Source organism: Marinilactibacillus sp. 15R (assembly GCF_001895285.1).
GTDB classification, from domain to species: Bacteria; Bacillota; Bacilli; order Lactobacillales; family Carnobacteriaceae_A; genus Marinilactibacillus; species Marinilactibacillus piezotolerans.
This window is the reverse complement of record NZ_CP017761.1, coordinates 617576-642470: the sequence shown is the minus strand read 5'-3', so window position 1 is coordinate 642470 and position 24895 is coordinate 617576. Positions and strand designations below refer to the sequence as shown.

Sequence of the window (24895 nt, the reverse complement as noted above, 5' to 3'; positions counted from 1 at the left end):
ATCACTTAACAGGTGAAAATGAAAAAGTAAATTTAAGCTGCCGTTAGGCAGTTGGCACATGTTTCAACGAAAAGTATGAATTGTTCAGGGGGGAATAGATATGTTAAAAGAGAATTATGATTTTATGATGCCTAATGTAAATTTTTTTGGCCCTGGGGTAGTTGAAAAGGTCGGAGAAAGAGCAAAAATGTTGAATATGAAAAAAGTATTGATTGTAACAGATGCTTTCTTAAGAAATTTAGATAATGGGCCAGTTAAACAGGCAGAAATTTCTTTACTGAAAGCTGATATTGCATACGTTATTTTTGATGGTATAGAACCAAACCCGAAAATAAGGAATGTTAAAGAAGGTAAAAAGATATATATGGATAATGATTGTGATTCAATCATTACGATAGGTGGTGGATCATCTCATGATTGTGGAAAAGGAATTGGTATTGTTTTATCAAATGGTGATGACCTATCAGCCCTTGCCGGAATTGAAACATTAGAAAACCCTTTGCCCCCGCTAATGGCTGTAAATACAACAGCTGGAACGGCCTCAGAAATTACACGACATGCGGTTATAACCAATGAAAAAACTCATTTGAAATTTGTTGTTGTTTCTTGGAGAAATGTCCCATTAGTTTCCTTTAATGATCCAATGCTCATGCTGGATATTCCGGCAGCCCTAACTGCTGCCACAGGTATGGATGCCTTAACACACTGTGTAGAATCGTATGTATCAGTAAATAGAAATCCAATTACAGACGCCCAAGCGATTCAAGGAATAAAATTAATTAGTAAATATCTAAGACGTGCCGTAGCTAATGGACATGACGTAGAAGCAAGAACCAATATGGCCTATGCTTCAATTTTAGCTGGAATGGCTTTCAATAATGCAGACTTAGGTTATGTTCATGCAATGGCTCATCAATTAGGTGGGCAGTACGATGCTCCTCACGGAGTGTGTTGTGCTGTGTTGATGCCGACTGTTGAAAAATGGAATATTATTAGTAATCCAGAGCGTTTTTCTGATATTGCAGAATTACTAGGTGAGGATATTGCAGGATTATCCGTTAGGGAAGCTGCCGATAAAGCTATTGAAGCGATGATTCTTATTTCTGAAGATGTTGGTATACCAACAAATATTAAGGATTTGGGTGCTTTGCCAGAAGATTTTGATCAGATGGCAATAAATGCATTGAAAGATGGTAATGCTTTTTCTAACCCTAGAGTTGGTAACAAGGATGATATCATAAAACTATTTCAAAATGCATATGAAGCATAGAAAATATTTTTGTATTTATTATTTTCCATTATGAGAAATTAGTTTGAATGGGGTAATAATTTATGCAACAAAAAGTATTAGGCTTAATTGAAACACGTGGTTTAATTGCATCAATCAAAGCAACGGATGCAGTGTTAAAAGCAGCTAATGTAACATTAGTAGGACAAGAAAAAATGGGTCAAGGGTTAATCACTGCTTAGAGGAGGGATTATAGAACGCCGATTGTAAAAAAACAGGCAAACCAACCGATAAACTGAAATCTAATAACTCTTCCACTTCTTTTGTTGGTTCATCTTCAAGAATACGTTGAACAAAAGTTGTAAAGGCCACTTGTTCACCATGTGGAAATAATTATGAGGACCATTTAGAACCGTTAACCATTATAAATAGCATGAGCTGCAGCAAGTCCCCCTAATTCGAAACCTAAACCGACGATGACGTCTGCTCCTTTTTCTTTTGCTAGCTTTTTAAGGCGGTCGGCTTCTTCTCGTGTTGCTTCCTTACCAAAGTCAGCTAAGTGTTATATGACTACAAAATGTTTAGAAGTTTGATCCAACTTATCTTGAAAACGATTGATATCATAAGGATTCCCAATAACTAATACTGACTCACTTAAAGATTTAATGTAGAACCCTAAATTTAACAACTCATTTTCACCTTGGACATATTTTGATGGACTAATAAATGGTTTTCTCCATTCTATTCCCCCTATTTTTGAAATAAAACGTCTTTAAAAATTAATTGCTAAAATATTCACCAAATAATTAAAGCGCTTTATTTGTCTATAAACCCACTTTACTAAGTAAACGGTATCAATTCAACAGACAATAGATTAGCTTTGTCCGTTGAACAGTTTATAAGCACATCTCACTCAATAGTTAAAACAATATTGCATTAAATGATATATTATATACTACAAAAAAATCTATGGAGGACATTTTATAAAAAGTTCTCTCTTAGATAAGAACTTATATTATCATTTTATCAGAACATAAAAAAATTCATTCAATATCTAATTGACTAGTTGAATGAATCTCATAAAATATTTTTTTATAAGTTCTACTGAAAAATATTAACTTAAAAATTAAAATAGTTTACCCTGAATGATTCATACTTTTAAGAAAATTAATAATTGGGGCATTTTTCACTTCTTTCAGATCATTAGTTTAATATGTTTACTTTATTTTACTTAAAATTTCCACGTCACTCATTTTTTTGTCAGAAAATTAAGGTTTTCAGGCATACTAATCCCTTGAAATTAGCCTTTTTTTAAACTATTCCATTAGGTGTGAGTGCTACTGCAATTTGAAATGCTAAATATTCCGCAAGATTTTATGGAATAGTTCATAGTAAACGTAATAGGAACTGATTTTTAAAAAGGTTTTTCGTCCAGAATGAACAAGTTTACCCGCTACTTTAAATAAGAGCAAACGAATAGTTGAAACTTGAAAACCTTTGGTTTCTTTCGTAAAACAAAGAGTACGCATAAAATTGACGATGTTGTAAGCTAGTACACTCACCATCATACGTGCATGATTTTCTAAAAAACGAGGGCTATAGGTTTTATCGAAATAAAATCCATTTTGGCCTCTTTAATGTAATTTTCCATGGTGTCTCTTTTAGAATAGGTTTGAAAGACCGCTTCTGCAGAAAGTTTCTCTGATGAATTGGTTATGATAAATTCATGTCGAGCAATCAATTCGGTTGCTTCACGCGTAGATTTAATACAAAGTCTTCGTGAATGTGTCCAGCTCTTCGCTTGATAGAGTGCAGAAGCGTAGCGCACTTCTTTTTTATCCCAATCCTGTTGGTCATCTATCGATACAAATTGCTCAGCGATTTTTCCTAGGTTACGATTCGATTTCAATCGAATAACATAAAAATTTTGACGTTTTTCACACAGTTCATATAATTCAGGAGTTGCAAAACCACTATCTGCACGCACTAGAATAGAACATACAGGTACGGTTTCTTGGTAATGGTCAAAAAGTGGCCGGTCAGGCCTTCAAAGGCAACAAGTAGATGATAGCCATTCGTTTGGTAATGGGCATTATAATGCGACTTCTCCTGATTGCCAAAAGTATCCGAATGTGTTAAGTTATGAAACCGATAAATTAAGTAAAAAAAGCCAATTAAGTGTAAATTGTAATTTTATTTTGCATTAAATTTAAGGGGTGCTTTGCACTAATAAATCGAGTAGGAGACTAGCCATTAATTGACTAGTCTCCTACTCGATTTAAAATAGTCCTTTTTTCAATATATAAATACTTTAACTGCCATAAGCATACCCTTTTTCCAGTTCGTCTTTACTTGTAGTTATTTCTATTGTGATATGATCCTTTACACCCGATGTATGGGCAAGCTCTGCAATTTCTTCTTTGATTTCCCTAGTCTTGTTTATATCGGAAGAGTCTATAAGAACCGTAACGATAAGGGCATTTTCTTCTCCGTCCAGTGACCAAATGTGAAAATGAGAGAGGTCCTTTACAGCAGGAATATTGTTAATGGAGTTCGCCAGGTTCTCTACGTTTACATTTTCCGGCGAACCGTTCAATAAAATTTTCATTGTACTGAAAAATTCAGGTACAGTTTTATAGAGGATATAGAGTGCTATCAAAATCGATAAGATTGGATCCAATCGATAAGCCTCGGTAAAGTTCATTAGAATACTCACAATCAAGACTCCAATCCACCCTAATACATCTTCTAGCATATGGAGGTTCAACATACCCTCATTTTTGGATGTGCCTTTGCTTAAAATCCAAGCAGCATATCCATTCAATGCAATAGCTACGAGAGAAAGCCAAAACATGCCACTGTAATTAACCGGTTGCGGATCAATCAAACGTGGCACACTACGATAGATCATAAAGAACGAGCCACTAATTAGCACAACGCCAGTTATCAGCGCGCCCAGTAAAGAAAATCGTTTATAGCCAAAGGTGAACCGTTCATCTTGTTGCTTTTCTGAGTACCCCTGGAAAAACCAAGCGAATCCAATTGAAATAGAGTCCCCTAAATCATGAACTGCGTCAGACATAATGGACACACTATTGAAAAGAAACCCAAAGAAAAATTCACTTATGGAGAAAATAAAGTTGGTGAAAAAAGCAATTTTAATATTTTTTTTCGATTGATCCTGATGCGAGTGATTATGATTTTTATCTGATTTTGACATTTTAAAAACCTCCATTTAGTTTTATACCTTATTAGCTTTTATTGTTCTTATTCATTGATATGAGTTAAGATTTGTTCGAGAATACTGAAAACATGAAGATCATCAAGACTGTAAACCATGCTTTTCCCTTCTCTTCTTGCCTTCACTAAACTTGAATCTTTCAATATTTTTAGTTGGTGTGAAATCGCGGACTGTTCCATATCCAATGCAAGCACAATGTTTCCAACACTGAGCTCTTCTTTCTGTAAAAGAAAGAGAATTGACAAGCGTGTAGGGTCACTAATCACTTTGAATACTTTGCTTATTGATTGGATCTTCTCTTTATTGATTGGCGAAGTTGTTGATGTATCCATATGCTCTTATTCCTCTCATATGATTTTCTATTCATATATATAATACCACATGGGTAAAGCGATGCAAGTTTTTAGTTTATAGACTAAATTAAGACTTTTGTATTCATAATAGTAGTCCATTTGAATAAGAAGCATCTTGTCTTGACAAAACTCATACAGTGAGTTAATATGATTATGTAAACATATGAATTTAACTTCATATGTTTACAGAATCATTCCGATTTACAAATAAAAGGAGATGGAGACTGGATAAGCCCAAACCATATGAATCCTTGCCTTACTTAAGCAAACAAACGAGCTCAGAATTTGCAAGGCACAAAAAAAGTCAACAAAAATCAAAGAAATTTAATAGAAAGGTGATAGAAATGGAAACTACCAAAGAGCAACATTCACAGGAAAAAGAGAAACATAACCACGACCATGATCACAATCACGGGAAGATGCCTATTATTCTATACTTTATTGGTTTGGCATTGGCAATTGTTGCATTGTTCTTAAGTGGAGAATATCAATTAATTAAAAACATCATGTTCTCACTCGCCACAATTAGTGCGGGCTATCATGTCATTGTTCTGGAAGGTCTTGGAGAGACAATTGAGAATACAAAAGCAAATAATAAGTTTACGCCTAATTCTCATATTTTAATGGGATTAGCGGCTATAGGAGCTTCAGCGATAGGGAATTTTTGGGAAGGAACGTTGTTGATTCTCATTTTTTCAGGCGCACATTTCCTGGAAGATTACGCTGAAGGAAGAAGTAGACGAGAAATAACGAAATTACTCGAAATGAACCCAACAACTGCTCGGTTAATTTTGCCTGATGGGAATACAAAGATTGTTGACGTCAGTGAATTAACAGTTGGGGACCAACTTCAAGTACTAAACGGTGACCAAGTACCCATTGATGGAGTCATTTTATCTGGCTCTACTTCCATTGATGAATCGTCTATTAATGGTGAAAGTATACCCAATGAAAAAACAAAAGGAGATACCGTTTTTGGGAGTACGATTAATGGGACAGGCACGTTTACAATGGAAGTCACCAAAGAAAACGAAGATACAGTATTTTCAAAAATTTTACAATTAGTGAACCAGAACCAAGATAATCAAACAAAAGCTGCGAGTATTATCCAAAAATTCGAACCGAAATACGTCACAGTTGTTTTAATTGCCATTCCCCTGTTCGTGTTATTGGCTCCTGTTCTACTTGATTGGACATGGTCACAAAGTATTTATAGGGGATTGGTTCTTTTAGTTGCAGCTTCACCCTGTGCTTTAGCAGCAGCTACCGTATCGGTAACCTTATCAACAACCTCTAACCTGGCCAAAAAAGGTGTCCTTTCAAAAGGTAGTTCTTATCTGTCTCAATTAGCTGATACTCAAGCAATTGCGTTTGATAAGACGGGAACTTTGACCAAAGGAAAACCCGAAGTAACCAATTATTATTTTGCCGATTCTGTGAATGAAGAAAATATTATTGATATCGTAGTGGCTCTTGAAAAAGAATCCAATCACCCTTTAGCAGATGCCATTCTAAGAAAGTTTGAACAAAAAAATAAGCTTACCATTGAAGTAGAAAATCAGATTGGTAAAGGGTTGACGGGAGATTATAACGGAAGAAATTATCGGATTGGAAAACCAACTTCGTTTGACAATGTTGAAAATGAATATATTCGTTTAAATAAGGAATGGGCATCAGAAGGTAAGACAATCGTATACGTAGCAGAAGATGAGAATGTCATTGGACTTATAGCTCTCATGGACATTCCAAGTGAACATGCAAAAGAAACTATTAATTACTTTAAAGAACACGGCATACACACCACTTTAATCACTGGCGACTCAGAAATGACAGGAAAAGCAGTTGCTGAACAATTAGGAATAGATGAAGTAATCGCGAATGTCATGCCAGAAGATAAATCTCGAATTATAGACGAGCAAAAAGAGAGATACGGCGTAACAGCAATGGTGGGTGATGGTGTAAATGATGCCCCAGCCCTCGTCAATGCAGATGTAGGTATTGCCATGGGGGACGGAACAGATGTAGCAGTAGAAGTGTCTGATTTGGTTTTAATGCAGAATAATTTATCCAAATTGGTACAATCTCATAATATTGCAACCAAAATGAATCGTGTCATTTGGCAAAATATTTTTTTCTCAATGGCCGTTGTTGTCTTTTTAATTATTGCTAGTTTCTTAGGTTTGACGGATATTGCAATTAGTGTCATTATTCATGAAGGAAGTACGTTGGTCGTTATTCTGAATGGACTTCGTTTATTAAAATCTAATTAATTCTATCAAAACCCATAAAGCTAGGGTATAGTAATAACTGTCTGAAGTTAATATGCCTTTAACGTTCTAAAAACGTTAGAGGCATATTTTTTATAAATTACTTTGTCTCAAAAACAATCGATTATGAGACTGTTTTGAGAAGCGACTCTTTCTTCTCTAAAAGCGCTCTTTTTTAGTCTCAAAAGTTGTATCAATATCTATGTATCTTTAACAACCCTTTGTGATACAATGAGGGTAACAAAGGGGGTTAGAACTGTGAGCGGATATATCTACGGATACGCGCGCGTCAGCACGCAACACCAGGATCTGAATCGGCAGCTAGACTTGCTAGCGAAACAAAATTGCAACGAAATCTTGACGGAGAAAATGACAGGGACGAAGAGCAATCGTCCTGAGTTGAACCGTCTAAAGGATAAATTGCGACCTGGGGACACGGTGGTGGTGGAGAGCTTCTCCCGCTTGGGACGAAGCACCAAGGATCTGATTGACCTGGTCACCTACTTCGAGGAGCAGGACGTGAAGCTGGTCAGCCTGAAGGAGAACTTCGATACAACCACCCCGCAGGGGAGGCTCATGATGACCGTTTTCCAGGCCTTCAGCCAATTCGAGCGTGATTTGATTGTGGAGCGGACGAAAGAGGGGCTCCAGAGTGCCCGTGCCCGAGGTCGGATAGGCGGAAGACCACGTGTGAACAAACGTGATATTGAACGAGCCGTGAAACTGTATGAGAGCAAAGCGTATAGTGGCAAAGAGATTACAGAAATGACTGGTATCAGTAAAGCTACTCTCTATCGATATATAAAGAGTAAGAAAAAATAACGCATTTTGAGCCAATTTCATATTTAAAAGTGAGTCACTTATTCACGTTACTGAGCTAAAAAGTATTTTTACCCATATCTTTCGTTAAGATTTATGTTGCAACCTATAGTTAGGGGTACCGCCAACATTTCGGAAATTTTGTACGTTAAGGGAATTTCAACCTAAAAAAGTCGAATTCCTGTACGCTAAGGAACCGACTTTTTTAGGTTGATTCTTCAAGTAAAGCGCCAGTTGAAGAAGTTTTTTTATTGACGTGGTGCAAACAGCATTACTGATACCCCAACCAAGCAAATACCAGCACCAACCCAATCATATAAATCAGGTGTTTTTTTATCAATGCCCCATCCCCACAATACAGAAAGAACAATAAATACTCCTCCATAGGCAGCATAAACTCTACCGAACGATGGGAATGATTGAAATGTAGCAATGACTCCGTATAAAACTATGGCTATTCCCCCAAAGATCCCCAAATAAAGTGGCTTCCCTTCTCTGAGACATAACCAAATTAGATAACCACCACCAATTTCAGCTAATCCTGCAACAATGAATACTACAATTGTATAAATCATAAAGCACTCCTTGAACATTTAATCAATATAGCAATTATAACGTATCCTTTTTGAACTATGATAATTATTTCAAGCATAGAGTGATTAACAACAGTTTGGAGGGATAGTATTGAACGAGGATTTTATATATGCAAATCAAATACTTAATAGTCGAGGTACCGTCGGAAAAATACGGACGTTAAGGATTTTGAAAGATAAAAAAGCTTAATTCCTCCGTATTTTTAGTGAGAAATTAAGCTTTTGATTTTCAACAATCGCCCTTTTCTGAATAAGCGTGTACAAGAGATAATGGAAAAATCATGCTGGAAAAACATATGATAAAAATTACAACATGTGTGCAATGTCTGAAGCTACTGTTGGATAGGCAAATATCATTTGTTTCAATTCTTTGGTTGAAATCCCAAAACGAATGGCTGTTGCAAAATGATTAATCAGTTCATCGGCTTCATTACTAATCAAATGAGCACCAACAATTTGATCATGATCTTCGTCAATCAGCACTTTAAACGCAGCAAAGTCCTCATTTGTCCGTTTATACGTAAACCAGTCGGAGATGTTTTTCTGCTTTACTTTAATATTCCGGCCAGAGTTTTTGGCTTCCTCCTCGCTCATACCTACCGATGCCATTTTAGGTACGGTAAATACAGCAGATGGAATCACGGGATATTCAATTTTTTTGCTGTTCCCTTTCAATAAATTAGATGCTACGACATGAGAATCTGCACTGGCTACAGGTGTGAGGGGCAAGCCATCCGTTGCTGCAGCATCTCCAGCTGCATAGACATTCGGGTTACTTACACTTTGCAAATACTCATTAACATGGACACCATGTTTTTTCCTTTCTATATTCCCTTTTTCAAGATTCATATCTAAGGCAGGGACCCGTCCAGCACCATGAATAACAATGTCTGCTTCAAACCGCGTTATATCCTCTTTTTTTCGAGCGTACACATGAAACTTTCCTTGTTCTTTTTCAATGGATTCAACGGAATGTTGAAGATGTACCTGTATGCCAATCTCTTTCGACTTTTCTAAAAGGATATCTACAAGATCTATATCAAAATTCTCCAAAGGTCTTTGACCTCGATGGATAATATGAACTTCTGATCCAGCACGTGCCGCGATATGAGCAAATTCAAACGAAATATACCCACCACCAACAAAGACGATTCTTTGTGGTAATTCATCCAACTCCAAAAACTCATCACTATAAGTAAGATGTTCTTCTCCTTCTATGGGTAAAGGGGTAGGTTTCGCACCACTAGCGATCAAGAAATGACTCCCCTCGAGCACTTCTTTATTCACTTCAAGTTTGTCCTCACTCACGAAAGATGCATTGCCATGATACGTATCGATTCCCTGTTTATTCAATGCTTCCTCTTTTTTTTCCGGGACATCATCTGTAAAGGTTCTTTTAAAATTCATAAGATCTTTCCAGTTGATGGAGACTTCAGACGGTACTCCATTCTTAACCATCCGTTTGTTCCAATCAATAAGCTCGGCAGCACCATGTAGAACCTTTTTTGGGTCACATCCACGTAGTGCACACGTGCCTCCAAACGGCCTGTCATCTACCATAGCTACATTCCAGCCGGCTTTATTACATTTTGCTGCTGTGATTGAACCCGCAGAACCTGTACCAATCACAATAAGATCGTATTTCTTTATCATCATTAACCTCCTCGCAGAATTGACTCTATAATACGTTTGCCTTATTTCTATCTAATGAAACCGCGTACCTTGTCCAAGGTTGAAAGAATCCACCGTCTTAACCAAACGGTGGATTCATTGTGTTGTTATCCCGCACAACAAGATAATTTTGAAACATCTTTATCAAACGTCAGGGCAGCTAATTTCAATCCCTCTGCCATGGTTAAATATGGTGCAAGGCTGTCTTTTAAATCCTCGACTGTTAATCCAAACTTAACGGCTAATGTCGCCGCATATATCACATCTCCTGCATTTTCAGATACGATATGAACCCCTAGTAATTTTGAAGTTTTTGCATCGGCAACAAGCTTAAAAACGCCTGTTGTTTCACGATTTACTATTGCTCTTGGAACTGCATCTAAAGGCAATACAGATTTTTTTACTTCATAGCCTTTTTCTTTTGCTTGTTCTTCTGTTAAACCAACCGTTGCAATCGAAGGATTTGTAAAAATTACGCCAGGAACAACGGATAAATCTAATTTTTTATTTAATCCGCCAATCGCATTATCGGCAACAATTCCACCTTCATATGCTGCTACATAAACGAATTGAGGTCCTAATGTTACATCGCCTGCAGCATAAATCTTTTCATTACTTGTCCTAGCGTAGTCATTTATCAGGATTTCTTTTCGTTTTCCAACTTCAACCCCTGCGGCATTTAATTTCAAAGCATCTGTATTTGGTTTTCTTCCTGTTGCAACAAGTAACTGCTCTGATTCCACCACTTTTTTCTTACCATCTACTGTTACATGAACCTTTTTGATTTGCCCCTCTTGTTCTACACGCTCAAAAGTTGCCCCTTTTACAAGGTTAATACCTTGTTCAATTAACGCTTTTTCTACGGCTTCTGAAATTTCTTGATCATATTCTTTTAAAAGTCGCTCACTTCTTTGCATAAGCGTGACTTCTGAACCTAAATTATGAAACAATTGCCCAAGTTCCATTCCGATATATCCTGAACCAATAACCGTTAATCGTTTTGGTACCGTTTTTAATTCAAGTAATGTTGTACTTGTTAGATAATCCACTTTTTCAAGTCCTGAAATCGGCGGTAAGGAAGGAGAAACGCCCGTTGCAATTAAGAAACGCTTTGCAGAAAGTTTCTTCCCGTTAACTTCAACTGTATTTTCATCAACAAATATTGCTTCACCTTCAATTAACTCAAAGCCATATTCATCAATTAAATTGACATATTTTTGATTCCGAAGTTCGCTTACTAACTCATCTTTATGCTTTACTAAAGGAGCTAATTCCACTTTTCCAGCAGATGTTTGTAAACCTATAAATGGGTTGACTTTTGCCAAATGATTGATTTCCCCAGCTCTAAGAAGTGTTTTTGATGGCACACAACCAATATTTACACATGTTCCCCCAACGGTTCCACGCTCAATCATAGCTACTTTTGCCCCATATTCAACCGATTTAATCGCAGCCGAAAAAGCAGCCCCGCCAGAACCAATGATAAGTAAGTCATAGTCTCCCTCATCACCTAAAACTATTTTTTCTTCAGATTGTACTTCTTCTATTTCTCCAGGCTGGTATTTTGCTTCATCAATTGCCTTTTTTGCACTTTCCACCCCAATATCATCGGGTAATTCAAATACTGCTTCACCACGACGAAAACTAGCTTCAATGTTCTTAGCTCCCACATTTTCAAGTGCTACGGCTACATGTTCTTCACAACCTGTACAAGTCATTCCTTGAATATTTATCTTAAATTTATTCATTACCTCAACCTCCTGTTTTATCTTAAATTTTCCTATTTCCTTATTTCATACCCTAAATCAGTAATTATTTCTTCAATTTCTTCTAAACTAGTTTTCGATTTATCAAATGTAAGTTGGGTTTCTCCTGATCCTTCAACTTCTATATCTTGAATACCCTCTAAATTAGAAACGGCGGAACTCACCGTAAAAGCGCAAGATACTCAAGTAAAACCATCTATTTTAAACGAAACAGATTCTAAGTTTTCTGATGGAACCTCACTTGTTTTTGAACCTTCTTCAACTGCTTTTTGACCACACCCAGAAAGGACAACAACCAATCCAAATATAATGAATAGATATATTAAATATTTCATCATGCCTTATATCCCCTGACTGAACAATGTATAGATAAGCATTACTCCAGAAACGATTGTACTAACCCATAACAACTTCTTCGTTTTCTTTGAACTATTTTTTTGTTTCCATACAAGTAAATGAGCAAAAGAAAGCATAACAACAGTGATAACAATAAACCAAATTCGATATGGCGCAAACGTAACGGCAAGTGTTCCAGCTAAACCACTTAGACCAAGTGGTATTAAGATCGCTAAGCCAATTCAACAAAGACTTGCTAAAAAAGCTGAAAACATCGAAGCAATTGCAACAACTCTTTCTTTCATTTTTTACATCTTCTTATTTTTATGTGATTTTTCATATTTAGAATAAGCATAAAAAGTTAAACCAAGAAAAACAGCTAAAACAGGAATCAGAACAAAATCTAAATAGCCTGTTATTGCACCTAATCCAAGCGTACCTAATAAAATAACTAAAATAGGTGTAGCACAACCTAACAAAACCAAAAATGTACCTATAAGCCCTGCAATAAAGGTCTTTTTATATTTCATTTCAAAATTCCTTTCATTCTTCCTCAATTAGGGTTTCAATTATCGGACAAGCATGTAAACTTTTTTCATCTGGACATCGTTGTTTTAAGTCGTCTAACATAGTTTCAATTCGTTTTAAATCCTCTATTTGTTTTTGAACTTCCTTTTGTTTTTTAGAAACAAATTCGAACATATCTTGACAACGAACTTCATCTTTATCTACAACACCAAATAATTTATAAATCTCGTTTAAAGAAAATCCAAGTTCCTGTATTCGTTTAATAAACCCAACACGCTTAACGTCATCATATGAATATATCCGATAACCAGCTTCCGTTCGGTGAGGTTCTTGTAGTAAATTTTTTCGCTCGTAATATCTAATCGTTTCTTTATTAACGCCACTCTTTTCAGCAAATTCACTAATCAGATACTTCATTCTTTTCACCTCTATTTATTATACACCATGTACCATAGTACATGGTCAAGAGATATTTATGATTTTAAAATACTCTACCCTAGTAGTTTTCTCTTAAAATCCCTTCCTGAATAATTCATAGCTCTAATTTAAAGCTGTTTTCTTGAATAAATTGCCTATTTTTATATTAGGCAGATACTTTCTTCTAAAATATTGTATTTTCGAACAGGATTCTTAGGGAAGAAGGACCTATTAAAAATCCTTTGTCTATTTAAGGGCAGACTGATCCCTTGAAATAATCAGTTAAAACTTTATGCGATAACTCCTCTAAATATATTGTCTGGATCGCCGTAGGCGTTCGAAAACCTTATAAAATTCGGTTTGATACACATGATAACTCGACAGTTTGAGATAGACTTGTCTGCCTGTTTTAACGAGTTTGCCGGCAACTTTGAGCAATGTCAATCGTATAGAATGAATCGTCATCCCCCGATTCACTTGTTCAAATCCAATGGTCTTTAAAAAATTGACGAGGTTGTAAGCCAGGACACTGATCATCATTCTAACGTGATTTTCCAGGAAGAGTGGGCTATCTGTTTTGTCAAAATAAAAGCCTGATTTCGCTTCTTTGATGAAATTCTCCATTGTACCCCGTTTGCCGTAAAGAGAGAATATGACTTCAGGTGAGACATTATCGGATAGATTAGTCACAATGAATGCGTGGTGAAAGAGCAATTCTCCTGCTCCACGAACGGAACGTATACAGACTCGACGGTGTTTCGACCATGATTGTGCTTGATAAGGCATTGAAAAATACTGAACTTCCCGATCTTCCCATTTTTGGTTATCCCCGTAAAGAACGGATTGCTCAGCTAATTGACTTAACCTCCGATTGTTCTTTAATCGGATCACATACTGACTTTCATTTTCTTCACAAGACTCATACACCTCTGGTGTTGCGAAGCCGCTGTCTCCACGAACCAATATGTCAGTATTCGGTATGGATTCATTGTAGTGGTGTAACAATGGGTTGATAAAGGCTTTCACCCCTTTAGATGTGTACTGATTACCTGAACGCAGTTCAGCTTTTAAGAAATCTCCAGTCAGTCCGTCAAAGGCAACTAATGGGTGGTAGCCGTAGGTTTGATAATGTGCATTATAATCTGTTTGTTCTTGATGGCCAAAGGTATCTGAATGAGTGGAATCGAGATCAATGATTAACTCGGTGTCATTGCGAATCAAACGCGCTTTATCAATGAGCGACTGATTTAATGCTTGGAGTTGATCCATGTTCTCCTCGGTGAAACGATCCAGAAACCGTGAAATTGACGATTGTGAGGCTAATTGTTTTCTGCCTAACACCATTTGAAAGACTGGATTCTGTCGTAACAGATTAGCTGACGAGTCTGCCGAATAACCAGCAATCAGTTGCATAATGAGCTGTTCTAATATCGCTAAATTATCATGCGTGTAGTAAGCACGGTTATCTTTAATGTCCAGAAGTGATTTTGCCAAATCAGAAAACTTGAAGGTATCCATTACTTCTTTAACTAAGACTAAACCCGAATCACTCGATAAACGACCACCTGTATGCGAAATGATGATGTTTGAATTGAATTTCACCTGGTTTTTGTGTAAGCTAATCATGAAGAGAACTCCTTTCTTATGGTTGGTTTAGACACCTTTACCATATCAGAACGGGGTTCTTTTTTCATCACTTAACAGGTGAAAAAGAAAAAGTAAATGAAGACTGCCGTTAGCCAGTTTCAGACGGTTTAAAGTCAAAGTATGAATTATTCAGGTATCTTGTAAATAATTTTTTTATCATAAACTACTTTGTGTTAGGGATACTTCTTCTTAAATTTTCGCTTGTATAAAATTTAAGGTTTAAAACTTAGTTACGTATATTCATCATGGCTACGATTTTTCTATAAACTTCTCCCACTCTGCAGTTTTTCCTTCAAAAGATTTCACGTTTTTTCCAGGAGTAGGACTAGTAGATGGCAACTTAACGAACTGAATATCCGGGAAAAAACGAAAACCTACTAGTTTCTTAAAAGTAGTATATGCCTTACTGCCATTAAAACCAACACCTTTTATTGAGGGATACTGTTCAAAAAAAGATATAAAGTCGTTAGGAACTTCCTCTGAAATAGCGGAGTCTAAGCTTCCTACTCTCTTACAGGAATGAATCACATCCCAGAGTCCTATATGATTATCTTGTAAGAGAGCAATCCGCTCAGTGTAGCTATTGGGTTCTTTGTCATTGAAAATTTTTACTATAATTTTCCAAAACTGATTGCGCGAGTTAGTGTAGTATTGTGCTTTTTGAAGTGATTCTACTCCTGGCATGGATCCTAAAATAAGCATTTTTGTTTGATCATCTACAATCGGAACTAAATTAGTAACTGTTTCTGACTTCATATAAGTTATCTTCGCTTTCCATTCGAAATAATTACGCAAATTGTAAAATTAAGTTAGACAATTAAAAGAGCCGTTCGTGGTACACTCAAACTGTATCTCCGACCAAAGAAAACAGAGGAGTGATCGCGAATGACCTACACCCGTCTTACCACGGACGAATTAGTTTTAATAGAATCTTATCACCGAAATAACATTTCTGTTCTCAAGATTTCTCAGTATCTGACGCGTTCGAGACAAACCATTCACACAGTCGTTTCCTTCTTTAAAGAAGGCCACACAGCCCTTGACTACCACAAGCAATACAAAGCAAAAAAAAACGTTGCGGCCGACGGAAAATCCATTTACCTGAAGACCAACTTAGCCCAAGGGGTTCTCCAACCAACACTACCATTGAATGTATGTTCCTTTTAGTGGTATGATTCCTGTGAAATACGACAGATTAATATAGGAGGCAAAATATGTTAAGTGAAAATTTTTTCAAAGTTATCCAGCACGAGGGTGTGGTTTCTGTTACATCATGGGGAAGCGGTGAGGCCCCACATGTTCGTTGTACATGGAATTCATTTTTACGTATAACTGATGATGAACGCATTTTAGTGCCAATAGCTGGATTTACAAGCGTTCAAGAGGATGTGGTTAAGAATGACAACGTTATCTTGACTCTAGGGAGTCGAGAAGTTGAAGGGTTCAATGGGTATCAAGGAACAGGATTCTTAATTGAAGGACGGGCACGCTTTCTGGATACTGGTGATGAGTTTGACCGAATGAAAGAGGACTATCCTTTTATGAATAAATTACTTGAAATCACCGTAGAATCTCAAAAGCAATTGCTTTAATCTCTTATTGAAAGTTAGACTATTATAAATGACTATATCGTAATGAAGAGGATTGTTTATGATATATAAATCACGAATCTAATCATAGAACCTCTCCTGAGTCGTAAAATCAGAAGGGGTTCTATGATTTTAGTTATTTTCTTTTTAGATTGATACGGTATGTCAGACATTCTTCTAATGACGTTATTTCCCTATAAAATATTTAGTCAAAATCTAATCATGAAATTAGAGATGTGTCTGATATGGAGACTGTAGAAAAACAAACAACAGAGGAAGAAAAGAAAGAAGAAGAAAATGGGAAACTACTGCGGATGGGGATGTTTTCTGCTTTGGCCATTGGGATTCATAACTTTCCAGAAGGTTTGGCCACTTTTCTCAGTGCATTAGAGGATCCAACACTGGGAATCAGCACCGCTGTTGCTATTGCTATTCACAATATTCCAGAAGGTATGTCGGTTTCCGTTCCCATTTATTATGCTACTGGAAGCAAACGCCAAGCGTTCAAATACAGTTTTCTTTCAGGGCTTTCTGAACCTTTAGGAGCAATAATTGGATTTACCATACTGCGTCCTTTCATCAGCGAAACACTCATCGGGCTTTTGTTTGCCGGAGTGGCAGGGATTATGGTATACATCTCACTCGATGAACTGCTTCCCACTGCAGAAAAGTACGCGGAGCATCATATCGCTATTTGGGGACTAATCGGCGGCATGGCTGTAATGGCGGGGAGCTTGCTGTTGCTGGCATAAGACAACCAATTTTATTGGCACAAGCCAATAGAAAAAGGGAGACACTCGAATGTTTTTCGAGTGTCTCCCTTTTAATCTTAATATATTAAAGTGCTCCGTAATTGAATAAACTTGATTTATTCACCAAATACACGAACTCGTTCGTTGTCATCAATGTATTCTTTATCGCTTGCTTCGCCTTCAATTGAACCAAATGGCATTTGAGCAATCATTTCGTATGAAGCTGGTAAGTCAAACATTTCTCTAACAGATTTGTCGAAACCTTGTTCAAAACCAACGTTCATATGTTGTAAGCTGCCGCCTAAACCTAATTCAGTTAATGCTAACCAAATTGCGTACTGAGTATTAGCGTTGTTGTGTTGTTTGTAAATTTCTGCACGTTCATTTTTGCCCAGTGCGCCTTCAACAGCATCACGGTCTTCGAAGAATAAAACCGTACCCACGCCGCCTTTAGCGCCTTCCATAACGCCTGAAAACATATCCCACATGGCACCTTCAAGAACGTTTTTTTGAACGTCTAAGATGTGGTCCCATAATTTAACATTGTCCTCACCAAATAATACAACTAAACGAGTCGTTTGGCTGTTACTTGCTGAAGGAACTTCTCTTGCCACTTCGCGAATACGGTCTGAAATTTCTTTGTTTGATAGTTCAGTGTTATTACCAATTGCGTAGCTCGTACGGCGTTTCTTAACTAAGTCTGTAAATTGTGTCATTAAAATTCTCCTCTTGTAAAAAAATAATAAGCTCTTACTTACCTATAGTAAGTATATCGGTAAAAAGAGTTTAAATCAATACATTTTACAACACACCAAGTGGCAGGACTAACGCAATTGCCCCAATAATAATCGCTGTCCAGTTGAGTCCTTTCTGTGGGGAAAATAGCCCGATGATTCCTAGAACGACTGCAGCTACTCCCATCCATACCGGTTGCCAAAAGAAAGCGATTATCCCTACAAGAATTCCAATCCATCCTAACCATTGCCCAGTTGTATTACTCATGATTTATCTTCTCCTTATACATATTTTTTAATTATTTATTTAATCGAGAAACATATTCTGTTAAACGCACCAAATTAGAAACAAAACCATATTCGTTATCGTACCAAGCAACTGTTTTAACCAATTGTCCCCCATTTGCATCTAATACTTCTGTTAACGTTGCATCAAAAACGGATCCATGTGTAACCCCCACGACATCGGAGGAAACAATTTCATCCTCAGTGTACCCATATGAATCATTCGCGGCTGCCTTCATCACTTCGTTAATCTGATCAACGGTTACCTCTCTATCCAACACCGAGAACAGTTCTACAAAGCCCGCAGTAATGACAGGAACCCGTGTGGTGGTACCCGTAATGATCCCTTTAACCTCTGGAATGACTTTTCCTAATGCGTTGGCAGCGCCAGTCGTAACAGGATTAACATTTTGAGCACCTGCGCGACTTTTACGTCCCCCGGGAGCATCTTGCATGTTTTGTGTCGCTGTATAGGCACGCGATCCTGACATCAGGCCTCGTTGAATCCCAAACTCGTCCACTAATATTTTTGTCATTAAGGCTAAACCATTTGTCGTACAGGAAGCGGCAGAAATAATTTTGTCACTTGGACTCAAAATTTCTTGGTTGACACCAAAGACAACGACTTTCGTTTCTTCATCTTTAGTTGGTGCTGAAATAATTACTTTTTTAGTCTTCATCCTCATCTTCATAGGCGTCGTCATCTTCCAATGCTTCTTTGCCTAAGAAGGCTTGCAACATCCAGATACTTTCATCTAAATGATCTTTGAAAGCAATCAATGTATCTTCCAACGCATCATCGCCTTCTTCTTGAGCCAAGCGAATGGCCCGGATTGTAAACTCACGGGTGCTTCTGAAATCTTCCACGACATTTTCAACCATTTCTTCTGCTTTCAAATACTTGTCAGCCGGGTCTTCCGAAAGCATGGTGTATTTTTTAAATTCGGCGGTTGTGGAAGCTGGTTTGTGTCCTGATGCCAACAACCGTTCAGTGATAGTGTCAAACCATTCTTCGTTTGCGTTGTACAGTTCTTCCAGTTTGTCATGCAGACTAAAGAAATGAGGACCTTTTACATACCAGTGATACTGGTGTAGTTTTACATGGAGTGTGTGGATATTTCCTAAAATATGATCCGCAATGGCTGCTGCGTTGATTTTTGTATGGTGTACGTGTTCTTTATGCTCTTGCTCTTCTTGCAGTCTTTCTTGTGGTGTTTTGTCTTGTGCCATACATCTATTCCTCCTAATATTTTTCCTAATATTTTTAATTATTTGTTACCAATTTTAATAAACAGACTGTTGGAAGTAGTTTTCATTTTCAAACGTGACTCATGCTGCATTTACTTTTGATTTGATAATTGGATAGCCTAAGTCTTCAATCGCTTTTTCGATCTCTTCAATTGCTATTTTATCTTCCTCAAAGTTGGTTTTTACCTTACTCGAGTTGAACAAGACTTTCACACTGTTTTTGTCGATTCCATCCAGTCCTTTTACGGCACTTTCAATTTTTTGTAAGCAGGAAGGACAAGATAGGGTTTCTAGTTTAATGGTTGCTTTAGACATAGTTTATTTCTCCTTTTTAAAATTAGTTTTATGTTGTTATTCCCTTTGTTTATCTTACATTTAAAGTATACGGTACATTTGAATCGTTGAACTTGATGACCATCAAGTTTAGAGAATCTATTTGCTTTTTTTATAAAAAACTAAATTAAATTTGGTATGCTTCCTCTGCTTCGGCTAAAAGTTTGTATACCGCAGCGTGCGGCATGCACGCATTTTTAGGAACGGTATAATTATGGGTTACTTCGCGTAATTGAGTAAACTCTGTTTCTAAGTTCGGTTTATTTGAGCCGGATTCTTCTGTCTTTGTCTTCATCGTTTCAAACAGAGTCTGAACTTTCAGTATTTCTGGATAATCTTTCCCGTGAGCAGGAGAGATCGCAGTCGTGAATAGACGAAGTGTTGAGAAATAATTGATTGCAAATTCATTGAATGATTGAACTTTTTCCTGCATGGTTCTCCTCCTTTTGAACTCATTCATTTGCTTTTACTTTTGATTCTTTCATTTCTTTGTTATTATCTTACAAGTTTAGTATAAGAGAGATTTCGGTTATTAAAATTGACGACAATCAATTTTGGGAATCTTTTTCACTTTTTGAAAAAAAACAAAAAGAAAAACCAGAAAGAATGGGGGTTCTTTCTGGTTCAAAAAAGGATGGAGAGAAACGTTTACTATCTGTAAGCGGTAATTTAAGCTCGATATGCTTAATCTGCTTCGGATAGCATATTGTAAACAGCCGCATATGTGCCACAAACATCTCTAGGAATGGTGTAATAATTGGTTAGTTCGCGTAGCTGGTTGAACTCCGTATCCAAGTCTGGTTATTTGAGCCAGCTTCTTATGTTTGGTTAAGCTGCTTTCACTTTTGATTTGATGACTGGATAACCCAAATCTTTAATCACTTTTTCAATGTCTTCAATTGCCAACGTCTTTTCGTCAAAATCAATTCTGATTTTGCTTACGTTGAACACCCCTCTTACGCTGTTCTGATCAATACCAATGAGTCCCTTAACAGCACTCTCAATTTTTTTCAAGCAGGATGGGCAGGACAAGGTTTCTAATGTAATTACTGCTTTAGACATACTCCATCTCTCCTTTAACGAATTGTTCTATAAGATTTTGTTCTCGGTATTTAAAGTACCAAGGGTATTCCCTTACTAATAATTATTAGAAATCAACTAATTCAACTTCTTTTGCAGTTCAATAAAAAGGCAATAAGATTTTGTTAGTTTTAGCTATGCTCGCCATGAGCACCTACTAAAACAGTCAATTTCTCAACTACGGTATTTAAACTCTCTGGATCTAAGTCGGACGCATCAAACGTTTTTCCATGCCCTGAAATCAACCTATTCAATTTTGGCTGCAAAGCTCCCACAGACTCATCTCCTTCAGGAATGGTACACTTGTGGGCTTTCAATAGCTTGTCTGCTTTTACATGGAGGGAATGAAGGGTCTGTTTATCCAAACGGCTGTCATCAAACTTAACTCCATGGTCTTCGAGTAAAAAATCTAGTTTTTCGTGTATTTCAGTATATTTGTCCATTTTACATTCTCCTTCGTCATTCATTCTTATTCAGCTGTTTCGATTTCTTCTACACCCGTTTTCACATTATATCTGTCACCTCTTAAGCGATACTTCAACAATCTCATACCGTTGAAGATGACCACCAAGATACTGGCTTCGTGAACCAACATTCCGATTGACATATTCATCCATTCACTGAACAAGAGGCTGGCCAACAAGATCAAAACAACCCCAACTGCAATGATAATATTTTGTTTCATATTGCTTGCAGTTGATTTCGTCAGCCCTAATGCATGTGGTAAGCGGCTGAAGTCGGAGTTCATCAACACAACGTCAGATGTTTCGATCGCCACATCTGTTCCGCTGCCCATTGCAATCCCGATATCTGCTAATGCCAAGGACGGGCTGTCATTGACGCCATCACCGACGAAAGCAACGATCTGCCCCTCTTTTTGCAATTTTTCAATGTGTGCGGACTTGTCTTCCGGCAACATGTGTCCATGTGCTTCCGTCAAACCGAGTTCTTTCGCAACCAAGTCAACGGTTCCTTGGTTGTCACCAGAAAGGACGACGAGGTTTTTCACACCCAACTCTTTCAAGTTTTGAAGATCCTGTTTCACACCTGGACGGACTTGGTCGCGGATACCCATCAGAACTTTTAATTCACCATCGACCGCCGTCAGAACCAGGGAGTTGCCGTTTTTCTCGAACCTTTGGACGTCTTTTTGTGCTTTTTTGTTTAAAGTGACTTGTTCTTTTTCCATTAAAGCGACGTTTCCGACTGCGACTCTATGACCATTTACTTGTGCGACAATTCCGCCACCTTTAACAACATCGGTCTCATCTACTGGTGTCGTGTCTACAGGACCAATATTTGCCAATACGGCTTTTGCCAAGGGGTGATCAGATTCCTGTTCCACACTGGCTAAATAGCTTAGAGCTTCTTCACTATTGTCTCCATACACTTCTTTTTCCGCCACTTCAGGGTTTCCGACTGTTAATGTCCCTGTTTTGTCGAATACGATGGTGTCGACGCTGCTGAAGTCGTTGATTACTTCGCTCCCTTTCAAGAGAACGCCGTTGCGTGCACCGTTTCCGATACCGGCAACGTTTGATACAGGAACTCCGATAACCAATGCACCTGGACAGCCTAGGACTAAGATCGTAATCGCCAATTCAACGTTTTGGGTCATTGCCCAGACAATGAATGCCAGAACCAAAACAGTTGGGGTATACCATTTAGAAAAGCGGTCAATAAAGCGCTCTGCTTCTGATTTAGCATCTTGCGCTTCTTCCACAAGTTCAACGATTTTACCGAATGTGGTGTCTTCTCCGACTTTGTCTGCCCGAATCTGAATGGTGCCATTTTCCAATATCGTACCGGCAAAGACTTCTCTGCCTTCTGTTTTTGTGACAGGAACGGATTCTCCTGTGATACTGGCTTCGTTGATATACCCTTCGCCTGTCAGAACGGTTCCATCTACTGGAACTTTCGCACCAGTTTTGACAAGCAGAACATCTCCTTCATCTACATCATCTACATCCACTTCTTCAAATTCTCCGTCTTCTGTTTGGACCAAGGCACTTTCTGGTGCCATGTCGGTTAATTCTTTGATTGCTGAACGTGTCTGGTTCAATGTACGCTGTTCCAAATAATGTCCGAACAAGAACAAGAACGTAACGATAGCCGATTCCTCATAGTTTTGAATCAAGAACGCTCCGATAACGGCAATCGTGACTAAGACATCAATACTGACAACTTTAACTTTCAACGCTTGATACGCTTGAATGGCGATTGGAGCGACCCCAAAGATCGAGGCGATAATCAACGACCACTCAGCAAGAAATGCATTTCCTAAAGCGAAGTGACTGAAAAATCCGACTGCAATTAGAATTCCACTGATCAATGTAATTTGATTTTTCTTACTTAATATATATCGTTGCATGTTTTTTTCCTCCAAGTATTTTTGTTATTTTTAATATAAGGTACAGTCAATGATTTAAACTTGATTATCATCAAGTTTGCTTTTTTATTTTTTACTTTGCTCAACTGGGTTCAATTGGGTCACATACTGAACAGGGTGGCCGACAACTGTATATAGTCGGGATTGTACTTTACACGTACTTCCCCAACCTTTGCTAATACTTGTGTAAAATAGATACCTATTTGTTCTTCAAGGGCATATTGGATTTTCCGAGTGCAAGATATGAAGTCAAATGGTTTGATGTTTAGCATCACATTTATAGCAAGATTCATTTCTTGTCGTTGTGTTCTATATGTATCATATAGTTAATTCTCGAAAGAGAAATTGATGGGAATCAAGTTTAATCATCTATCAATAATTTCCTAATCTTGGATTAACACCTGAGAGATAAAACTTTTGCGATCGCTTCATTGTTTATTCCTTGCCTGAGGAGACGAAATGAATTAAGAATTCCTTATTTTTTTAGTTACTTATTGGAAGCAGTAACTTTCGTTCATTAAAAAAAGCTGAGCAATTCGCTCAACTTTTCTACATAATCCTTTTTTGTTTTTTCCAGTGGAGTGTATCATAAACGGATGGTAAAGAGCCTTAGATAAAGAGAGTGCTTTTGAGACGAAAAAAGGACCACTTTTTTATGAAAAAAGCGGTCAGAAATTATACTGGCATAAACGAACGAACGTTTCTGAAAAACTAGTGATTAACATATTATTAATATCATTATTCATAAGTTACTTCCTTTCAAATAAAGAGATTGAAAGCTTCTGTATCAAAATCGGTCGTTTTCGATAAAAATATAAATCCTCTTATAACAATTAAAACAAGAGGATTTACTGTGTCAAAAAATATCTTTTTAGCTACGTATAATTAACACACATTTATGGTACATAGGTAAAAATGTTCATTATATGGTTAATACTATTGGTCGTTTTATAAAAATTATAATTATGTCACTCATAAGCTTATTATTAAACTGAACTATAAATACTAAAAACCTAGTCTGAAGTTCAATAAGGTCTCGCTGATCTCATCTTCATTGATCCCAATATAGCGCTTGGTGATTTTCTCACTGCTATGACCGAATATTTCCATGAGCGTTGCCACATCTTTTGTTTTCTTGTAATAGTGGTAGCCGAAGGTTTTACGCAGTGTGTGCGTTCCTATATCGTCTCTTCCTAGTAAAGCAGCGACTTTTTGAAACATCTGGTAGACCGTATTAACTTTTAGGTGCCCGCCTTTGCTGCTGGGGAAGAGATAATCATCCAGATCCAGAGTTTTAGTATAGTCCTGAATCAGATCCTGAAGACTACCCAAATACAATATACGTGTTTTCCCCGTCTTTTGTTCCACAATACGGGGGTTTTTTACGGTTAAAAGGTCTTGTTTTTTCAATTTAACGATATCGGACATGCGTAATCCGCTGTTAATGCCGATCAAAAACAGGAAAACATCCCGTTCGGCGTGCTGATTGCGTCGTAAACAGAATAAAAAGTCGGTGATTTCTTGCTGCGTTCGTAATGGTTGTACATTATAACTCATTGAAATGGTCTCTCCTCTCACAAAAATGATACATGATTTCATTCATTATACCACGAAATCGT

27 protein-coding genes and 4 pseudogenes are annotated in these 24895 nt (G+C 37.3%); 7 read left to right on the top strand and 24 right to left on the bottom strand.

Features of this window, described 5'->3' with window-relative positions:
- Positions 1–100 precede the first annotated feature (100 nt).
- A complete protein-coding gene (locus BKP56_RS03175) occupies positions 101–1270 on the top strand; it encodes an iron-containing alcohol dehydrogenase (protein WP_072693678.1) in 1170 nt (389 codons plus the stop codon).
- Between the two features lie 62 nt (positions 1271–1332).
- Positions 1333–1464, top strand: a pseudogene (locus BKP56_RS03170) (BMC domain-containing protein); the annotation flags it as partial.
- Here BKP56_RS03170 and BKP56_RS13730 read toward each other — a convergent pair.
- The 4 genes and pseudogenes from BKP56_RS13730 to BKP56_RS03145 all read right to left on the bottom strand — a co-directional run bounded on the left by BKP56_RS13730 (position 1460) and on the right by BKP56_RS03145 (position 4801).
- On the bottom strand, positions 1460–1600 hold the full coding sequence (locus BKP56_RS13730) for a hypothetical protein (protein ID WP_156849207.1): 141 nt from the start codon (positions 1598–1600) through the stop codon (positions 1460–1462). The pseudogene BKP56_RS03170 and the gene BKP56_RS13730 sit on opposite strands and share 5 nt — an antisense overlap.
- Positions 1601–2583: 983 nt before the next feature.
- A pseudogene (locus BKP56_RS13590) lies at positions 2584–3364 on the bottom strand (transposase); the annotation flags it as partial.
- Positions 3365–3539: 175 nt separating this feature from the next.
- A complete protein-coding gene (locus tag BKP56_RS03150; RefSeq protein ID WP_072693677.1) occupies positions 3540–4448 on the bottom strand; it encodes a cation diffusion facilitator family transporter in 909 nt (302 codons plus the stop codon).
- A gap of 47 nt (positions 4449–4495) precedes the next feature.
- Positions 4496–4801: an ArsR/SmtB family transcription factor gene (locus tag BKP56_RS03145; protein ID WP_072693676.1), complete on the bottom strand. Its 306-nt coding sequence runs from the start codon at positions 4799–4801 to the stop codon at positions 4496–4498.
- Between the two features lie 365 nt (positions 4802–5166).
- On the opposite strand from BKP56_RS03145, the gene BKP56_RS03140 reads away from it, so the two are divergent.
- Both BKP56_RS03140 and BKP56_RS03135 read left to right on the top strand, forming a co-directional pair.
- On the top strand, positions 5167–7092 hold the full coding sequence (locus BKP56_RS03140) for a heavy metal translocating P-type ATPase (protein WP_072695941.1): 1926 nt from the start codon (positions 5167–5169) through the stop codon (positions 7090–7092).
- A gap of 255 nt (positions 7093–7347) precedes the next feature.
- On the top strand, positions 7348–7911 hold the full coding sequence (locus BKP56_RS03135; RefSeq protein WP_048728526.1) for a recombinase family protein: 564 nt from the start codon (positions 7348–7350) through the stop codon (positions 7909–7911).
- A gap of 245 nt (positions 7912–8156) precedes the next feature.
- Here BKP56_RS03135 and BKP56_RS03130 read toward each other — a convergent pair whose 3' ends face one another.
- From BKP56_RS03130 to BKP56_RS03090, 10 genes are all read right to left on the bottom strand, one after another.
- A complete protein-coding gene (locus BKP56_RS03130; protein WP_046466214.1) occupies positions 8157–8483 on the bottom strand; it encodes a YnfA family protein in 327 nt (108 codons plus the stop codon).
- Positions 8484–8807: 324 nt separating this feature from the next.
- Positions 8808–10154: a dihydrolipoyl dehydrogenase family protein gene (locus BKP56_RS03125; protein WP_019467798.1), complete on the bottom strand. Its 1347-nt coding sequence runs from the start codon at positions 10152–10154 to the stop codon at positions 8808–8810.
- A gap of 125 nt (positions 10155–10279) precedes the next feature.
- Positions 10280–11920 carry a mercury(II) reductase gene (merA, locus tag BKP56_RS03120; RefSeq protein WP_072693675.1) on the bottom strand — a complete coding sequence of 547 codons (1641 nt, stop codon included), beginning with the start codon at positions 11918–11920 and terminating at the stop codon, positions 10280–10282.
- A gap of 32 nt (positions 11921–11952) precedes the next feature.
- Positions 11953–12102, bottom strand: coding sequence for a heavy-metal-associated domain-containing protein (locus tag BKP56_RS13725; RefSeq protein ID WP_002360745.1), 150 nt, complete (start codon positions 12100–12102; stop codon positions 11953–11955).
- A gap of 18 nt (positions 12103–12120) precedes the next feature.
- Positions 12121–12276: a hypothetical protein gene (locus BKP56_RS13840; RefSeq protein ID WP_002360746.1), complete on the bottom strand. Its 156-nt coding sequence runs from the start codon at positions 12274–12276 to the stop codon at positions 12121–12123.
- Between the two features lie 3 nt (positions 12277–12279).
- Positions 12280–12579 (bottom strand): mercuric transporter MerT family protein, encoded by a 300-nt coding sequence (locus BKP56_RS14105; protein WP_252100557.1) that lies wholly within the window; start codon positions 12577–12579, stop codon positions 12280–12282.
- 3 nt (positions 12580–12582) lie between these two features.
- Entirely contained in the window at positions 12583–12804 is a 222-nt protein-coding gene (gene merF, locus BKP56_RS03105) for a mercury resistance system transport protein MerF (protein WP_072693674.1), read from the bottom strand.
- Positions 12805–12817: 13 nt separating this feature from the next.
- A complete protein-coding gene (gene merR, locus BKP56_RS03100; RefSeq protein ID WP_072693673.1) occupies positions 12818–13219 on the bottom strand; it encodes an Hg(II)-responsive transcriptional regulator in 402 nt (133 codons plus the stop codon).
- A 306-nt stretch (positions 13220–13525) separates the two neighbouring features.
- Positions 13526–14845 (bottom strand): IS1380 family transposase, encoded by a 1320-nt coding sequence (locus tag BKP56_RS03095; RefSeq protein ID WP_072693672.1) that lies wholly within the window; start codon positions 14843–14845, stop codon positions 13526–13528.
- A 270-nt stretch (positions 14846–15115) separates the two neighbouring features.
- Positions 15116–15622: a DNA-deoxyinosine glycosylase gene (locus BKP56_RS03090; RefSeq protein WP_072693671.1), complete on the bottom strand. Its 507-nt coding sequence runs from the start codon at positions 15620–15622 to the stop codon at positions 15116–15118.
- Between the two features lie 129 nt (positions 15623–15751).
- Here BKP56_RS03090 and BKP56_RS13960 point away from each other — a divergent pair.
- The 3 genes and pseudogenes from BKP56_RS13960 to zupT all read left to right on the top strand — a co-directional run.
- A pseudogene (locus tag BKP56_RS13960) lies at positions 15752–15984 on the top strand (IS30 family transposase); the annotation flags it as partial.
- 96 nt (positions 15985–16080) lie between these two features.
- Positions 16081–16458, top strand: a complete 378-nt coding sequence (locus BKP56_RS03080) for a pyridoxamine 5'-phosphate oxidase family protein (RefSeq protein ID WP_072693669.1) — start codon at positions 16081–16083, stop codon at positions 16456–16458.
- A gap of 254 nt (positions 16459–16712) precedes the next feature.
- Positions 16713–17207 (top strand): annotated as a pseudogene (gene zupT / locus BKP56_RS03075) (zinc transporter ZupT); the annotation flags it as partial.
- A 116-nt stretch (positions 17208–17323) separates the two neighbouring features.
- Here zupT and BKP56_RS03070 read toward each other — a convergent pair.
- The 10 genes from BKP56_RS03070 to BKP56_RS03025 all read right to left on the bottom strand — a co-directional run bounded on the left by BKP56_RS03070 (position 17324) and on the right by BKP56_RS03025 (position 24833).
- A complete protein-coding gene (locus BKP56_RS03070) occupies positions 17324–17923 on the bottom strand; it encodes a nitroreductase family protein (RefSeq protein ID WP_072693668.1) in 600 nt (199 codons plus the stop codon).
- A gap of 85 nt (positions 17924–18008) precedes the next feature.
- A complete protein-coding gene (locus tag BKP56_RS03065) occupies positions 18009–18209 on the bottom strand; it encodes a DUF308 domain-containing protein (protein ID WP_072693667.1) in 201 nt (66 codons plus the stop codon).
- A 31-nt stretch (positions 18210–18240) separates the two neighbouring features.
- The gene (locus tag BKP56_RS03060; RefSeq protein WP_232226925.1) at positions 18241–18906 is read right to left on the bottom strand and encodes a glyceraldehyde-3-phosphate dehydrogenase; all 666 of its coding nucleotides are present in this window, start codon (positions 18904–18906) and stop codon (positions 18241–18243) included.
- Complete coding sequence (locus tag BKP56_RS03055; protein WP_072693665.1) at positions 18896–19456, bottom strand: Dps family protein; 561 nt, start codon at positions 19454–19456, stop codon at positions 18896–18898. The genes BKP56_RS03060 and BKP56_RS03055 overlap by 11 nt, the downstream gene beginning before the upstream one ends.
- Before the next feature lie 99 nt (positions 19457–19555).
- On the bottom strand, positions 19556–19789 hold the full coding sequence (locus BKP56_RS03050; RefSeq protein ID WP_072693664.1) for a heavy-metal-associated domain-containing protein: 234 nt from the start codon (positions 19787–19789) through the stop codon (positions 19556–19558).
- A gap of 145 nt (positions 19790–19934) precedes the next feature.
- Entirely contained in the window at positions 19935–20240 is a 306-nt protein-coding gene (locus BKP56_RS03045) for a hypothetical protein (RefSeq protein WP_072693663.1), read from the bottom strand.
- Positions 20241–20635: 395 nt separating this feature from the next.
- Entirely contained in the window at positions 20636–20869 is a 234-nt protein-coding gene (locus BKP56_RS03040) for a heavy-metal-associated domain-containing protein (RefSeq protein WP_072693662.1), read from the bottom strand.
- A gap of 149 nt (positions 20870–21018) precedes the next feature.
- Positions 21019–21330, bottom strand: coding sequence for a hypothetical protein (locus BKP56_RS03035; RefSeq protein WP_072693661.1), 312 nt, complete (start codon positions 21328–21330; stop codon positions 21019–21021).
- A gap of 26 nt (positions 21331–21356) precedes the next feature.
- Complete coding sequence (locus BKP56_RS03030; RefSeq protein ID WP_072693660.1) at positions 21357–23258, bottom strand: heavy metal translocating P-type ATPase; 1902 nt, start codon at positions 23256–23258, stop codon at positions 21357–21359.
- A gap of 1023 nt (positions 23259–24281) precedes the next feature.
- The gene (locus BKP56_RS03025) at positions 24282–24833 is read right to left on the bottom strand and encodes a tyrosine-type recombinase/integrase (protein ID WP_072693659.1); all 552 of its coding nucleotides are present in this window, start codon (positions 24831–24833) and stop codon (positions 24282–24284) included.
- Positions 24834–24895 lie beyond the last annotated feature (62 nt).